Origin of the sequence: Faecalibacterium prausnitzii (assembly GCF_003324185.1) — a bacterium.
Lineage (GTDB): Bacteria > Bacillota > Clostridia > Oscillospirales > Ruminococcaceae > Faecalibacterium > Faecalibacterium prausnitzii.
Genome location: NZ_PXUP01000028.1, coordinates 1 through 14783, shown reverse-complemented (window position 1 = coordinate 14783; position 14783 = coordinate 1). Strand labels below are relative to the sequence as shown.

The 14783-nt window shown below is 48.2% G+C and carries 15 protein-coding genes; 1 reads left to right on the top strand and 14 read right to left on the bottom strand.

Annotation, left to right across the window (positions count from 1 at the left end; all coding sequences use genetic code 11):
- The 13 genes from C7J97_RS13555 to C7J97_RS13500 all read right to left on the bottom strand — a co-directional run.
- Positions 1-1573: recombinase family protein (locus C7J97_RS13555; RefSeq protein ID WP_242983528.1), on the bottom strand; the 1573-nt coding region annotated here is incomplete at its 3' end.
- 413 nt (positions 1574-1986) lie between these two features.
- Positions 1987-2235 carry a hypothetical protein gene (locus C7J97_RS13550; protein WP_242983527.1) on the bottom strand — a complete coding sequence of 83 codons (249 nt, stop codon included), beginning with the start codon at positions 2233-2235 and terminating at the stop codon, positions 1987-1989.
- A 27-nt stretch (positions 2236-2262) separates the two neighbouring features.
- Positions 2263-3300 (bottom strand): hypothetical protein, encoded by a 1038-nt coding sequence (locus tag C7J97_RS13545; protein WP_113993277.1) that lies wholly within the window; start codon positions 3298-3300, stop codon positions 2263-2265.
- A gap of 13 nt (positions 3301-3313) precedes the next feature.
- The gene (locus tag C7J97_RS13540; RefSeq protein WP_113993276.1) at positions 3314-7942 is read right to left on the bottom strand and encodes an FtsK/SpoIIIE domain-containing protein; all 4629 of its coding nucleotides are present in this window, start codon (positions 7940-7942) and stop codon (positions 3314-3316) included.
- A 26-nt stretch (positions 7943-7968) separates the two neighbouring features.
- On the bottom strand, positions 7969-9117 hold the full coding sequence (locus C7J97_RS13535) for a ThiF family adenylyltransferase (protein WP_113993275.1): 1149 nt from the start codon (positions 9115-9117) through the stop codon (positions 7969-7971).
- 1 nt (position 9118) lies between these two features.
- On the bottom strand, positions 9119-10093 hold the full coding sequence (locus C7J97_RS13530) for a Mov34/MPN/PAD-1 family protein (protein WP_242983526.1): 975 nt from the start codon (positions 10091-10093) through the stop codon (positions 9119-9121).
- A 70-nt stretch (positions 10094-10163) separates the two neighbouring features.
- Positions 10164-10712: a hypothetical protein gene (locus tag C7J97_RS13525; protein ID WP_005922670.1), complete on the bottom strand. Its 549-nt coding sequence runs from the start codon at positions 10710-10712 to the stop codon at positions 10164-10166.
- Between the two features lie 17 nt (positions 10713-10729).
- The gene (locus tag C7J97_RS15080) at positions 10730-10894 is read right to left on the bottom strand and encodes a hypothetical protein (protein WP_005935912.1); all 165 of its coding nucleotides are present in this window, start codon (positions 10892-10894) and stop codon (positions 10730-10732) included.
- Between the two features lie 66 nt (positions 10895-10960).
- Positions 10961-11881, bottom strand: a complete 921-nt coding sequence (locus tag C7J97_RS13520) for a hypothetical protein (RefSeq protein WP_240143126.1) — start codon at positions 11879-11881, stop codon at positions 10961-10963.
- A gap of 27 nt (positions 11882-11908) precedes the next feature.
- The gene (locus C7J97_RS13515; RefSeq protein ID WP_005922676.1) at positions 11909-12184 is read right to left on the bottom strand and encodes a hypothetical protein; all 276 of its coding nucleotides are present in this window, start codon (positions 12182-12184) and stop codon (positions 11909-11911) included.
- Positions 12185-12214: 30 nt separating this feature from the next.
- Positions 12215-12490 (bottom strand): hypothetical protein, encoded by a 276-nt coding sequence (locus tag C7J97_RS13510; RefSeq protein WP_113993272.1) that lies wholly within the window; start codon positions 12488-12490, stop codon positions 12215-12217.
- Between the two features lie 27 nt (positions 12491-12517).
- Positions 12518-13255, bottom strand: coding sequence for a hypothetical protein (locus tag C7J97_RS13505; RefSeq protein ID WP_005922680.1), 738 nt, complete (start codon positions 13253-13255; stop codon positions 12518-12520).
- Between the two features lie 22 nt (positions 13256-13277).
- Positions 13278-13514, bottom strand: a complete 237-nt coding sequence (locus C7J97_RS13500; protein ID WP_005922682.1) for a hypothetical protein — start codon at positions 13512-13514, stop codon at positions 13278-13280.
- A gap of 266 nt (positions 13515-13780) precedes the next feature.
- Between C7J97_RS13500 and C7J97_RS13495 the strand changes: the two genes are divergently transcribed.
- Positions 13781-14050, top strand: a complete 270-nt coding sequence (locus C7J97_RS13495; RefSeq protein ID WP_005922684.1) for a transcriptional regulator — start codon at positions 13781-13783, stop codon at positions 14048-14050.
- A gap of 511 nt (positions 14051-14561) precedes the next feature.
- Here the strand turns inward: C7J97_RS13495 and C7J97_RS15270 are convergent.
- On the bottom strand, positions 14562-14783 hold a 222-nt coding region (locus C7J97_RS15270; protein ID WP_113993271.1), incomplete at its 5' end, for a hypothetical protein.

Sequence of the window (14783 nt, the reverse complement as noted above, 5' to 3'; positions counted from 1 at the left end):
AAAACACCAACCGTGCAGAAACCGTGCATTGACCGTGCAAGCCCCGATTTTTCGGGGTTACATAACAAAAAAGAACGCCAAATCTTACGATTTGACGTTCAATATCTGGTGCACCTCGCGCACTCATATCCGAACTTTTCTCCGCTTTCACGGCTTCCCCGAAAGCGACCGTCTCTGTACCTTCCTTATAGTTAAAGGTAATAAGTACCTTATCATCGTAGAGATAGATGGCATTGATGAAGGTATCCACCAGTGCCTGCCGCTGCTCCGGCTGGGTCATGTCCAGCTTGCGGAAGCGAAGCAGCCAAAACCGGACGAACTCCTCTTTCATCTTTGGCTTAGCCAGCCGTTCCTCTGCAATGCGGGCTTGCAGTTCCTTCCTCTGCTCTTCCAGCGCTTCCAGCCGCTCCTTTGTGGAGCTGGTCAGGATGCCCATCTGGATGGCGTTCAGCATATTGGTGATGCCAACTTCCGTTTCTTTCAACTGCTTTTCATAGATGGGCAAATCCGTGCTTTCCTGATTTTGCAATTCCATGACTTTGGCAATGATGGCATTCATGGAAGCGTCATCTTCCACCAGCTTCATGGTCTCGTTGATCACCAGATCTTCCAGCCACTGTTTCCGCACGGCCTTTTTATCGCAGGTCTTTTTCTTCTTGGCAGCAGCACACTTGTAGTAGGTATACATTTTCCCGGTGTGGCTGACACCGCTTTCTCCGAACATCAGTGCACCGCACTTGCCGCAGTACAGCTTGGTGGTGAGCAGATAGCTTTCCTCTGCCTTATGACGGGCAGGGGCTTTTTTGTTTTTCGCCAGCTTTTCCTGCACCTTGTTGAACAAGTCCTCCGATACCAACGCCGGGATTGCATTGGGCTGTACCACATCCCGCAAACGCAATTCGCCGATGTACCGGCGATTACTCAGCATCCGCTGAATCGTATTGTAGGACATCTCCCCGCCCATTGAATTTTTGATGTTGTGTGCCTTTAACCAATCCCGCAGGTCAGTCATGGTCGCACCGTCCGCATACTTCTGGAACGTCTGCTCCACATACGGAGCCAACAACGGGTCGGGCTGGTAATGCCGGGTCTCATCGATCATGTATCCGAACGGAATCGTGCCGCCATTATAAATACCCTTGAGAGCATTTTCGGTCATGCCGCGCACGACCTTTTCAGACAGGTCAGCCGAGTAGTATTCGGCGTAGCCTTCCAGCACCGATTCCAGAATAATACCCTCCGGGCCAGCCGAAATGACTTCCGTTGCCGATACCAGTTTCACGCCGTTTCGCTTCAGCTGAGTCTTGTACCGGGCACTGTCGTAGCGGTTTCGGGCAAAGCGGTCGAGCTTCCAGACAATGATGATGTCAAAGATGCCACGCTCACTGTCCTTGATCATCTGCTGGAACTGCGGGCGGTTATCGGTCTTGGCGGAGATGGCACGGTCAATGTAATGCTTCACCACCGTGAAGCCGTTCTTTTCCGCATAGGCGGTGCATTCCCGGATCTGACCTTCAATGGATTCTTCGCGTTGGTTGTCGCTGGAATAGCGGGCATAGATCACGGCAGTCATGGCAAGCACCTCCTATTTATACATCATTGAACGGTGGAATGTTCTTCCAAAGCAATGTTTCGTATAATTTATATACCACATTTTGCAATGAAGTGCAATAGAATAATGAAATCAACGAACAGCATTTACTTCTTTTTGTAATAAGATACCCACCGACCTATGGTTTTCGCCATAAGCTGGTGAGCATCTGTTCTTCTTGGTCTATAATCACTGATGGCGCAGTAATGGACATCCCGTCCTTGTTGTATCTGGTTAATTGCAGTTTCGGAGTACAACAAAAAAATGAGACAGGCAACCTTTTTCGGGGAAGTCCATCTCATTTTTTTGTTTTGGCTGTTTTGCAACAGCCCTGTTTAAATCGCTCAAGCTAACCAAAAACAACGGCTGCTTTTCGGAGCAGAGAATTGATTCTGTTAATAGATGCTGTCTTCTGAAATTTCAATTCCAAGTACTCCGAGGATGTCTGCGTTTTTCTGCTGCAAACAGTTCCTGATGGCCTCCTTCAGTTTCTCATCCGTTACCCACAAAGGCATCATTTCACGTGGGATGCATTGATGAAATGCATTTTCAAATTTGGTACACAGTTCAAACAATTCCTCATCCACAGCAGTTTGGGGCATAGAATCGTCCGAAAAAAGATCATCTAAAGTTTCAACAGTCACTCTGTCCGGCCTCCTTTTTGCCTTTTGTCAACGTTCTTCCCAGATGGCACGTTCACGCTGCTCACGGTCATAGGGTTCTGCATTCTTAATGATCGCGTCGAGCATCTGGTTAAATACTCTTACCGAATTGGGGAAAAGTTTGGTCAGCCGTTGCAGCTTGATGCTATCGCCCATACTCGCTTCAAAAAAGTGTGCAAACGCCTCATGCTCCATGGCCCATGCTCTTGCGCAGTATTCTTCGCTATGACCCCATCCACCACGAACATGGCCATTGGTAGCAAAATTTGCGAGATCCGAACAGCTGTGCCACGCTCCCTCGCAAAGATTGCGCACAGCTCTTTTCCTCTGTTCCGGGGTAGAATTATTATAGCATTGAATTAACCTTTGTCCATCACTGACCAACGCATGGTGAAACGCAGCATTTTCCGACATCAAATTTTGATATCTCATGCATACATAATCAATCATGTGCCCCAGTTCGTGGTAGTATGTAGCACCCGCCCCTCGCACGTTCTTCTCATCCTCTGCTGCATTGTAATAAACGCCGTGCTCGGCAGGCGAGTAATGGCTTGGCTCCGGTCCGCTATAATCGCCGTTGAGGATACATAGCTTTTCTGCAAACAAATCAAAGACCTTCCTTGCAGCCGGAACAGCATTCCCATAGCGCTGATCAAGGATCGCATTGTATTTGGGGGAGGAGAAAGGCTTGTCCTGTTTGATGCTCGGTCGTATGCTGGCAGCTGTTTTTGTTCCTGCAGATGCTACTGAAGCAGCCGCTGCTGCCGTTGTTCGTGTAGCACGTCCGATTTGCTCATACTTCTCGACTGTGTCAAGTGTTTTCTTGAGGGATTCTTCCAGTGAACGCAGCTCACCATAGCTGGCTCGGAGACTTGTGACGCTGTCGAGTACGATTGCATAAAGTCTTCTGGACTGCTGGTCATTCCAGCTATGATTGACTTTATTAAACTGCTGCAGGATTCTTTGAATAAAATACCCGATTGCTTCCCGCGCAGCAGTTGTCTGGTTCAATGCATGACGAACCGCAGATGAGTTTACGTTTGTCATCACGAATCACCCTTTACATTGGCAACAACTCGCTGCAGAAAGTTTCGACCTGCTCTGGTGCAGGGCTGACATACGGTTTGAACTGGAATGTATCAGTAGTACCATTTGTATAGTAAACCGTATTGTCATGCAGCGTGGAAACATTCACGTTATCGATCAGATTGAATGCATCCGAATCACTCAACGCAAACACGATTCTCTCCCTGAACTTGTTCAAAATGTTCATGCCAAAGTGCATAGATTCCTTTACCGTCTGATAATCGCTGGAGCAGATGATAAAGTGGATGCCATAGGCTGCACCGTCTGCAATCAGTTTCTGCAATTTTTCGCTAGCATTTCCCAGCACCCCAGAGGCAGGCTGAGCAGAAGTATAGGAAGAGTCTGCGCCAATGCTGGAGAACGATGCCATCAGATCCGCAAACGGATCTCTTTCCTCTACATTTTGCGATTCTGCCGGAGCCACATCCGCAGTAAGAGACGGCACTTGAGCCAGCAGTGCGGCAAAGGGATCGTCATCCGCAGGCTTCGTGGAGAATCCCGTCGGCTCGACAGGGGAATCCGTCGGTTCTGCAGAGAATCCAGCCAGAAGATCAAGCGTCGGATCTTCCACCACAGTCGGCGGGACATCCACTGCTTTGGGTTCTGCTGGAAACTCTATATACTCCGCCTCATCGACCCGGTCACCCAGCAGCATCGTCTGCATCAGATCCAGGAACTGCAGATTTTTGATGACAAACAGCACCGTATCTCCACCTGTTTTCTTTTTGCGCTGCTGATACTTTTCGTAAAGGTCATGGACAAACTGTACGATATCTGAACGGGTATGTGCAGTGTGCAGTTCTGCTACACCATGCTCGAGGCTTTGATAAAAACTTCCGCAGCGGTCATCTCCCACGATGCTGTCGCCATCCACACAGTACACACACGCCCTGCGGTTCAGCGCAGCCGAGAGCAGGAACAGATTGACCGTCCGATCCATCAGTTCATCATTGGAACCACAGATCAGGACATTATGCTGTTTCTTGCGGTCAAACGTCAGTTCAAACGGGTCATCCACCTTAATTTTTTCGCCCATATGCACAGTGACCGTGCTGGTATCGGCAATACCGATCGACCGTGCAGCAAGATAGTCCAGCATCGGCACAGTGCGGGAGCCCTCGAACACCTGCATCGTGCAGGGAGAATCCGCAAACTTCTCACTGATCTGTTTCAGGTAATACTTTTTGGTTTCATCATTGCAGAAAGCGACCCGCAGGCCAACGTTCGGATTGTTCTCTGTGTAGTCTTCGTTCAGCACAGCGGTTCCGCGGGGTCCTTCCATTTTTTTCATTGCATCCGAGCAATGGGTATCACCAAACAGATAACGAGTATCATCTTCGCCACATTTAAGGCCGACACGGATACGCATCTGCTCGATCGTACCACGATCCAGCGTCAGGGTCGAAATGATTTTGGTGGATTGAGTCGCCATCAGAAGATGCACGCCGTAGGAACGTCCTTCCGTAACGATCTTCTTCGCCAGATTTGCGCACCGCTCTGCCACCTTGCGGTTTGTTCCGCTGTCAAACAAAATCTGGAACTCATCCATGATGACAAGGATACGGGGCATGCTATTTCCGGTATTGGTAACATAGTCTTCCAGCTTTGTATATCCACCGGATCTCTTGAATATATCCGAGCGATTCGCCATCTCCTGGACCAGATTTTCCAAGATGCTCTCGCCGAACTCCTGCAGTGCATCCAGCGCCAGCAGCTTGATGTGCGGCAACCGCTCCGATTCATAGATTTTGAACTCGGTACCGCCCTTGAAATCCATCAGATACAAATTGAGCTGTTCCGGCGAATAGTTCATCATACTGCTCATAATCAGCGTATGCAGCAGGGTCGATTTGCCGCCACCCGTACCACCGCCGATCAGGCCATGATGCGAAGTGCCCTCGCCAAACACCATGCTCACGACCGAATCGCCATCGCCGATGCCCATCGGCAGCTTCAGTACCTTGGCTGTGCTGCCCTGGAACGGTTCCGGCGGGAGGATTTCTTCAAAATGGATGCTCTGAACGCTCAGTTTTTCGACTGCCTTGTGATATTCTACCGCAAATTTTTCCAACTGTCCGGCATCGGGTTTTTCGATCAAACGGACCGAGAGATGATACGGCAGCAGAGCAAAGCCGTTTTCTTTACATTCGATCTGGACACAATTCTTTTCCAGTTCGGCCAGTTTTTCGTCTATGTGGTCATAGCTGCTTGCCACCTCGACCGCAGTATTCCGACACAGAACGACATAGATGCCGCACCTGTTTCCTTTCTGCATAACAGAGGACAGCAGTTCCAGACAGCGAGCGTCCGCATTCAACGGGAAATCATACAGCATGAGCAATGTAATCGCTTCTGTACGTCTTGGATTGTGCGCATTATAATCCAGCAAATCATCATAATCAGGGCGGTCACGGATAAAATCAAGCGTCTGTCCTTCCAGCTCTTTCAGACAGCTCAGCAATTCTTCTGTCCGGGACATCTGCGTGACAGCCCTTTTGTAGGAATCCGGCATTTTATTGACGAAGTTGGACAACATACGGACACTTCCGCCGCCCTCTTTCGGATCAAAGATACAGAAGCGCACTTTGGATGCCGGGCACTTCCGAAGGAAGCCCCAGATTACGCGATATGCTGCACTCTGCATATTATCGTGCTGCGCCTCAGCTCCGATTACCTCCAGATTGAGTGGATGATGGAGATTAAACATCATCGGCAATTCCACACGGCTCATATCAATAGAGTGACCCGGTGTTTCCGCGCGGAAAGCACGCACGATTTTTTTATAGCCGATGCTTTCATCAAAGATTTCGGCCGGATAAGCGATCTGGCCCATGCAGAACAACTCCGGGAAAGTTGTACTTGCCGACTGTTGATCAAATGGCTCCTGAGATATCTGTTTCCATTCAGTAAGGTTCTGAATGGAAACATCCAGCTCTGCATCATCTTTCGCTTCGACCAGCTTGCGGATAAACGGCGAGAACGCAATGCCCCGGTTCTGCATTCCCTCAAAGATAAGCATATACTTACTGAAGAAGCGGTCGAAACCGGCTTTATCCGGCATCAGATGATAAAGCAACGGCAAGCCGCGCTCCGAAAAGCTCTGCTGATCCTGCTTGATGACCGCTGTTAGAGGCTGTATCGTCTGCAGCATCTGCCGGTAGCTTTCCTGACGTGTGCCTGGCTGCGGCGGCGGGCAAATGATCATTGTATAAATGCCGCACCGGCTGCCATTACGCAGAATATTGCGCACATCCGTAAGAATCGAATCGCTGATATTGCGAGGGAAATCATACATCACGAGGCAGCGGACTCGCAGGGTCTCTTCCGGGTGTTCCCTTGAATAGTCAAAAATACTGTCGTACTCTGTTCCGAGTTTGTCCATCAGGGTCGTCTCGATTTCTTCGTTCAACAGCGCCAGTTGTGTAGCGATATCCTCTGCCGTAAAGCAGATCTTTTCACCGAACAGTTCTGGCAGACGCTTGCGAGCATCAAAGAAAGGTCCGACACTGGTTCCACGGTTTTCAGGATCGATCACCGTGATTTCCAACTTTGCCACAGGGCTGCTAGCCAGAACACCAAACATCCATGCATGCGACAGTTGCTTTGCCTTTTCCGGGAAACGAGCGTCCGACATCACAAGGAGTGGTTCAGCTCCTTTACATGCCATCGGAAGCGGAAAGCGGATCACATCGTTAACCATCATATGGGCACAGCGCTTTTTCAGAAGGGACAAAAGCTTTTTATTCTCGACCAGAAGCAAAAGAGGATAATCCGTAAAGCTCATCCAGAGGATTCCATCTGCAAAGTTTTTCCCGCTGTTCACTTTCACTCTGCGCGATTCATAATCCATTCCCGTCTGCGCCAGAAAATCAACAAATTCCTGCGGGAACAGTTCATCCAGCTCTCTCTGCAGCTGTTTTTCATCGCTCTTGTTCTTGATGCTCTCCTGATTATCAAACTCCTGAATCGTAGACAGGAAATTGAGCGCCAGAGTCTTTTGGTCCTGCTCGAACGCTTCCTTTTTCATTGTCAGCTCATCCTGCGTAATTTCCGGCAGCAGTTCACTGACCTCATTCACAAATTTATGCACCGTATTTCTCAGCACAATAAGGCTTTCGTAGTCTTTCTTGCGTTGTGCCGAAAACAAAAAGTGCAGATCGTTGATCAGAAAAGGAAGCATGGACTCACGATATTTTTTTGAAATCTGGCCATAGTCTCTGCGGATTGCCTCGATGCCTTCCATCAATGCAGTATAGTTTCTGTATGCCTGGCTTTCCACACCCGCCAGTTCGGCTTCCTTACGTGTTTTGGTCTTGCTGTAGTACTTGTCAGAACTCATCAGCTGTTGATCCATCTGATCCACATCTTCAAGGATCTTCTGGGCATCCTCAATCATTTTGGCCGACTGACGTGACAGTGTCTCACATTCCTGTTTGTAAGCCTTTTCCCGGCGCGTCTTTTCCGCATTGTTTTCTGCGATGATTCTCGTTCTTTTTGCCTGATATTCTCTTTCCTGCGTGACGAGCCGGGGGTCCCATTTTTCAATGAAACCATTCAGTTCCCCGATCAGAGCAAATACTTCTGCCTGCGTCAAAGCATCCATCGTGTTCTCCTCTCTCTCAAGACATCTTAATGATCTTCGATTTCATACCGACACTGTCCTGGGCACTTTTCCGAATGGAAACCCACCTTGAGCGAGGTGGTGACCTGCAAAGGATAGCTGAATATCTCTACCATTTCCCCGCCGATCTCCGGGTCGCTCGTGTTGCACACCAGTGTGTACTGCTTCAGATCGTTCAGCAAACGAGGCCGGTAGCCCGGCTCCGTCATGTTCAGGATATCAAGGCACAATTTCACTCCGATGCAGGTGATAAAATTGATATCCACTGAGATGCCCGGCTCAAAGCGGACTCCCTCAATATTCTCCTGATTGGAATAAACATGATGGTTTGCCTGCACCCGTGCCGAAAGTTCCGTGCCCTCGCCCAAAGCACATGCGTAGCAGGGCATTCCCCTGTCCGGGATATGATAGAAAATTTCTCCGGCATAGGCACGCTCCCAGAATCCGACCGAGAGAAATGCCGCTCCGTAATAAATGCTTATGCGGTTTGCGTAGACATCTGCTCCACGGTTATCTGCACAGCCCACAAAAACGGTTTCCCCTTTTACACAAAAATCATCCAGCACGGCCTTTGGAATGTTCTGAACGATTCCCTCAAATATCTGCACATCAATTTGAGGATTGATATTCAGCAACTTACGCTTCAGTGCATTTATCTTAAGGTCTCCGACATCCTCAATACCACACTGGTGCCGACAGATATTGTGGTATTCCATTACATCCGGGTCAGCAAGCAGAAAATGGCCCACACCGGACCGGGCAAGTTCCATTGCTACGAGGCTTCCAACTGATCCACACCCCAGAATCACTGCCCGTTTGTGATCCATTTTATCCGTTTCTAAAATACCTTTGTTGCGGGAAAATATATTTTGGTGCAATTCATAGGGTTCCGCATTGATTGGTTTTCCGTCAAAATAGAACTGAATTTTTTCCTGTCTTGCGACCCCGCAAAAACCTTTGGCGTTCGGCTCAAAGCCTTCCGGAAGGATCTGCCCCAAAAACTCCCCACGCTCTGAGAGCTCCGGCGGAAAAATATTGAAGATAGCAGTGTCCTTGAAATATTTTCCTCTCACTGGCCCCGGGTGTGCTTCCCTCATCTGCGCCGCCGAAAGGAATACCGTCTTTTCTATTTCTTCCCCAAAAAAATTTTCCAGCATATCAATTACCCTTTCTCACGCCAAACATAACAATACGTCTGGCAATTTCCTCCATTCGCCCATTTTCTTTCGGTGACTTGCCATCTGATGTGTCATGTGCATCATTCCATGCTTTCTCCAAATCTCCGGAATGATAATAAAACACCTTTTCACGCCATGCTCCCAGCATTTTATTTTCCGTCAGGTCTGTAAAACGCACAGCTTCGTTCTCGTTATTGCTTTTCGGCAAAAGCCATAATGTATTCTCATTCCATCTGACCCGAACAGAGATATTTTTCTCCTGCAAAAATTCCAAATCAGCATACAAGAGATCAAGCATCCGAGTCATCTGTTCCTCCGAGACCACTTGCTTCATGCCCATAGCCGGTGCGGTAATCTGCATATCAAGGTAAGACGATACTTCTTCCATGAAATTCTCGATGGATTTTTTGTTGGATGTTCCTCCTGCTTCAGAACGACCACATTTCCGCCGCATAAGAGCAAGTGAATCTTCTACCGAACGATACTTTAGAAGCTCTTGCGGAAACCGTTCATTTCCTATCTCATAGGAAATGCGCCGATAGTTCCGATATGTCTGTCCCACATGATAGACCGTCATACGGAAATCCGGATCAAGATTGACCAGAACCGAGATTGCTCCCTGCGGCCGCATGGACGCATAGACGTGATTAGTTTGATCGTCCGTCCCCGAGAACTGGTCAAAAGACCCCGGATGACGATGCCACAGCCCAATCAGTTCCAACCGTTCCTGATAAATTGCAGCGACCTTGTTAATCAGGTGCTGGACATACGGCTGATCGTATTCAAAATATGCGACTTCAAAAATCGAATTCGGACCGGGGTCGATGGACTCCACAACATACCATGTATCCCCGATCACTTTGCCAAGGAATAGACCGCCCGTTTCTGTCTGTATCTTTTCTGCCGTCTCTGCCATGACTGCCGCTATCGCCCGCTGCGAAAAGACCACTTCCATCTGTTCACACCTCATTCGAAACAAAAACACTCATCACCCACCGACGTGAGTGATGAGTGTTTTTCAATACTCAATAATTGCCTTCAAGCGCAACATCATCGCTGATTTCGCCATTCATCCACATTTCGCACAGAAGGATCCATTTACAGGCCCAGCTGAGAGAGGATGCAGCCGAAGTCGAACGTGTCATACCCGTCTTGAAGTATTTCGGATCTGCAGTACAAATAAAATATTCTTCATTACGTCCGAAATTATCCCGATAGATATGCGGCAGACCAAGACCGAAGCCATGTCTTACACAATTTTCGTAGCTGCCATATGTTTCCTCAAGGATCGGCATCATGCGGGTCGCTATATCCTTCAGCCGCGGCTGTACCGGAAGAATCTGGATCGAACCGCCATATTCCGATGCGCCTGCATGAGGATGATCATTTTTATAAATCAGCATCAAATCCCAGACCATACCGTCCGGACCAGCGGGCTGCACTTTGCCACGCCAGTACAGTCTGCCGGAACCATCAGGAAGCTGATGAATCGTAAACGACGGAAAGAACTTGTTCATGGCCTGGACTTCTGCCCGATAGAGGTCGGGATCACTCTGATACCAGTAAAATGCCATTGTTACTCCCTCCTGCCTTAAGCAAGCTTACCCTGCGGGACCGAAATTCCCGGACGGGTAGGATCATCCGATTCGCCCGGCAACTGAACCTGACCCGTGGGCGAGACCATAACGGTTTCACCGCTATGAATTGCTTCCTGCAATGCACGACGACGTGCAGCGACCACATCATTGTTATCCATACTGTATTAACCTCCTGCTGAAACAAGTCGTTTGGCGCGACAGTATTTTTTGTCCTTGCCAGGCGATCAGGCTGCAAAGCTGCGGATGATCTCGCCGTTCTCGGCGATCTGAGTAGTGCATCTGCTGACAAATGCCTCTGCTTTTTCCTCGCCCTGTTCCTGAACCATGCGAGCATAAGAGTTGTTGTACAGCTCGCTGCCTTCATTCATCAGATCTGCCAGACTCATACCGCGATTTTCATTCATCACACGGCTATATTCCATACGATCCCGGATGCACTGCAGGGCAGAACTGTCCTTTTCCAGACAATCTGCCGTCTGAGCCATATAATTGCGGTAGTAAAGAATCTTTTTGACCGTTTCAAACAATGCCATAATCGCATAGAGGAAGAAACAGAAGATAAATTTAAACAGACCGACGCAAATCGAAATCACCATGTTTCCCGTGGAAACAAAGAACCCCGGAATTGCTGCAATGAAGCGGTGGAAAAAGTTACTCGCGCTGCCGCCGATCGCTGCACACAGTACCATATAAAGAAGTGCACCCATGATGCCACCGCTCAGCCCCCAGATGAATCCAATCACACCACCGATTGCACATCCAACCAGACACTGCGTATACTGTCCATGGATATAATTATGGTTTTTCTGCAGTTCTTCCACATTATCCTTCACGAGCTTTGTAGTGCAGTCATAGCACAACATCTTTCCTGCATATTCACCACCAGTCACACCAAAGGAATCGCAACAATAGCGGCACAAATTCTTGCCGCACCGTGCGCAGTGGCCTACCACCCTCTCTTCCGGGTGGTAGTAGCATCCCGGATCCATGTTGGATGTCGTAGGGGGTGTAAAAGTCTGCGCCTTCTTGCTCTTACCATCAACTCCCACCTTTGGTGCATCACCTATAGGAGGGTTGAACGTCGGAATATCATTTTCCGTCGTCATTTTCTTGTTTTCCGCACTTGTGAAATCGTTCAGATCCATTTTTGATTCCTCCATAATGATTTTGTTTTATCCATTAAACTGGTGGCTCTGATAACTCCGTACCAGTTCCTCCAGTTGTTTCAGCTTTTCCTGTTGCTTTTTCAGGTCCGCTGTCGGTGATTTGACCAACCGGGCAATCTTTTGCATCACCTGATTGTAAGCCACCGCCTGGTTATCGTTCCAATCTGCCGAAGGACGGAAATTCGTGCTAATCTTTTCACTGAGCGTATCCAGATTACGCACTGTATCCGCAAGCGTCTTTTCCATGTCCTGAATAGCAGAAACGGATGCGTTCATTGCCATTATATCCAACCTCCTTTTTATAAACCGACATCAGGTCTCATATTTTTCAACCAAAGCCGCAAGCTCCTGCAGCCACTTTTGACAGCTTTCAAGTTGGGGGATTGGCTGCAGAATTGCAGTGCAGCTATCCTCGACGATTTGTCCAAGATTTTTGTACTGCTCATCCTTCCATCCAGAGCCAGCACTCATATAATCACGCTGGAGCTGCTGAGCTGTAAGCTGCAATTCATGTGTACATACGCCGCAGGCATTGATTCCGTTTTTCAAATCCTGAATCTTGACTTGTGCGCTTGCCAAAAGAAACACATCCTTTCATTTATCTATCGAATTTACTTAGCAATACTGCATATAAAGTTCCACGCATTGGATGCAACTGTCTACAGACTGCATCGTGACCTGCCCCTGCTGTGCTGCCTGCGCCTGAAATACTTGCATCGACTGCTGATACTCTCCCAGTGCGCTGGACAAAATGCTCATCTGCTGTTGCAGACGTTCCAGTTTACCCTGATACTGCTGTAGCCGTCTCTTCTGGGATGCAAGTTCCTGCTCTGCACGCGCTTTCTGGCTGCGCTGCCATTCCTCTTGCTGCTGAAGCCGAGCCTTCTCCTGTTCCATTTCTCTTACAGCATTTTGAATCTGTGAAATATGTTCACGGCATCGCTGTAATTCCGCTTTCAATTGCCGAATACGCTGTGCAATCTGGCTCTGTCCATTTTCATCACTTGTTGAGACGTTTCCAATCTTCCGCAGTTCCTCTTGAATTTTGGCTACACGCTGTTCCAGCGTTCCAATCGTCTCACGTGCTTCCTTCCCCTGTAGCTCCAGTTCCTGAATCATTCTCTCGCTCTGCTGAATCGACTGTTCCAGTTCCTGAATCTTATTTTCCAGAGTTTTAACCCTCTGCGTCAGTTCTTCGACTGTCTGCCTGGTCTTATTCACAGACTTCGATGCATCGCTTTGACAGGACTGATTATGATTTGTAACGGTATAGGACATCGGCGCAGCTTGATTTTTGAAATCCAGTAGTGCCTGCTTTACTTTTTTGAGACCTTCTACTGAAACTTGTGTCATACAGTTTCCTCTGAACTATTTCTCAGTATTGTTCTTGGGATATTTCAAAGAACCGTTCTGCCGCCTGTGCTGCACGGTTGCCACTATCCAGCACACGTTTTGACTTTATGGAAAGTCCCTGAATCGACCGAAACAACATCTGGTAGTTCTGATCTCCCCATGAAATAGATGCCGCTCTGACCCCCTGCACCATATTCTGCACTGCGCCGGAAAAGTTTCTCAGATCCTGACGGATCACTTGTGCCTGATTTGATTCCATCGACGTTTCCCCTCTTTATAATCGCCTTCAGCAGTTTCCATTAGAATTTCTGCCTGGAATTTTCCTATGCCATTGACAGAATGTTTCTGTACAATTCGACCTTTTATTTTATTCTGCCACATTAGTTCTGTACTGTCAAGCCGTTTTTAACCAAATCGAGGCTTTCTATCTGGAACATTTAAATTCAATTCCCTGTATGCTTTCTGATGAGGTGAAAAAATGTGGACTATGCAAGCTTCCTTCGGCAACGAATCACAGAACTTCGCATGAAACGCAATGTTTCAGAGTATCAGATGAGCCTAGAGCTAGGACAAAACAAAAATTATATTCAAGGAATAAGCTCCGGAAAAGCACTTCCATCCATGACGCAATTCTTTAATATATGTGATTACTTTTGCATCACTCCAGAGCAATTCTTTAGCGACCACGATCGACCAGAGCTAATCGATGCCATCTCAGAGGGAATACAAGAGCTTTCCGACGCAGATTTAGAGCTTCTCCTTCTCTTCATCCGTAGATTGCAAAGAAACATATAGTTACAATATGGCTTTTGGAGCATACTACACAAATAAGTCCTACTACCACCGCTTTACCACAATAAATTTTGCAAAACCATCTTGACGCGCCTACACTTCCATGATACCCTTTATTCCAAATCTTGCTGAAAGTGGTGGTTCTCACCGTGATAACCACCACTTTCAGCGGATGATTGCCCGGAAAGAACGTACCGCCCCGCAACACACCCGATTCATTTTGCCGCCGATTCACCCCGACAAAATCATCGCTGCGCTGCGTGGGCGGTATTTTTCTTTTGTGGGGAACGTACCTTGAAAACTTCATGAGCCGACCGGACGTGATACCGGCTTTATAGCCAACGCCGCTGCACAAACAGGGGCAGGAACTTCGTTCGGAGCAAACGGTGACCCCATTACATAAGCAGCGGAACTCTCTACTTATTTTTGCGTCTTAACAATTCGGAAACATTTGTTGATGAAGCGTTTTGAGCGCAGCGGTAGAGGGCAAGAACCGTCCCGTGGCCACAAATTTTCAATTCTTGAAAATTTTGTGTTCCACCGGGACTTCACTTTTCAAACTCTTGCGAGTTTTCAAAGTGATCTTGTTGGGGCGTGCCTGCCCCAAACCCTGCTCATCATCCGTGCCTTGCGGCACGAATGGAACGGCGTGTCGTGCTTTACATAACTTCACCGAGGAGTTATCGAACAGACAGGAGGTACAATGACCAAAACGAATGTTCAATCGACCCCTAGC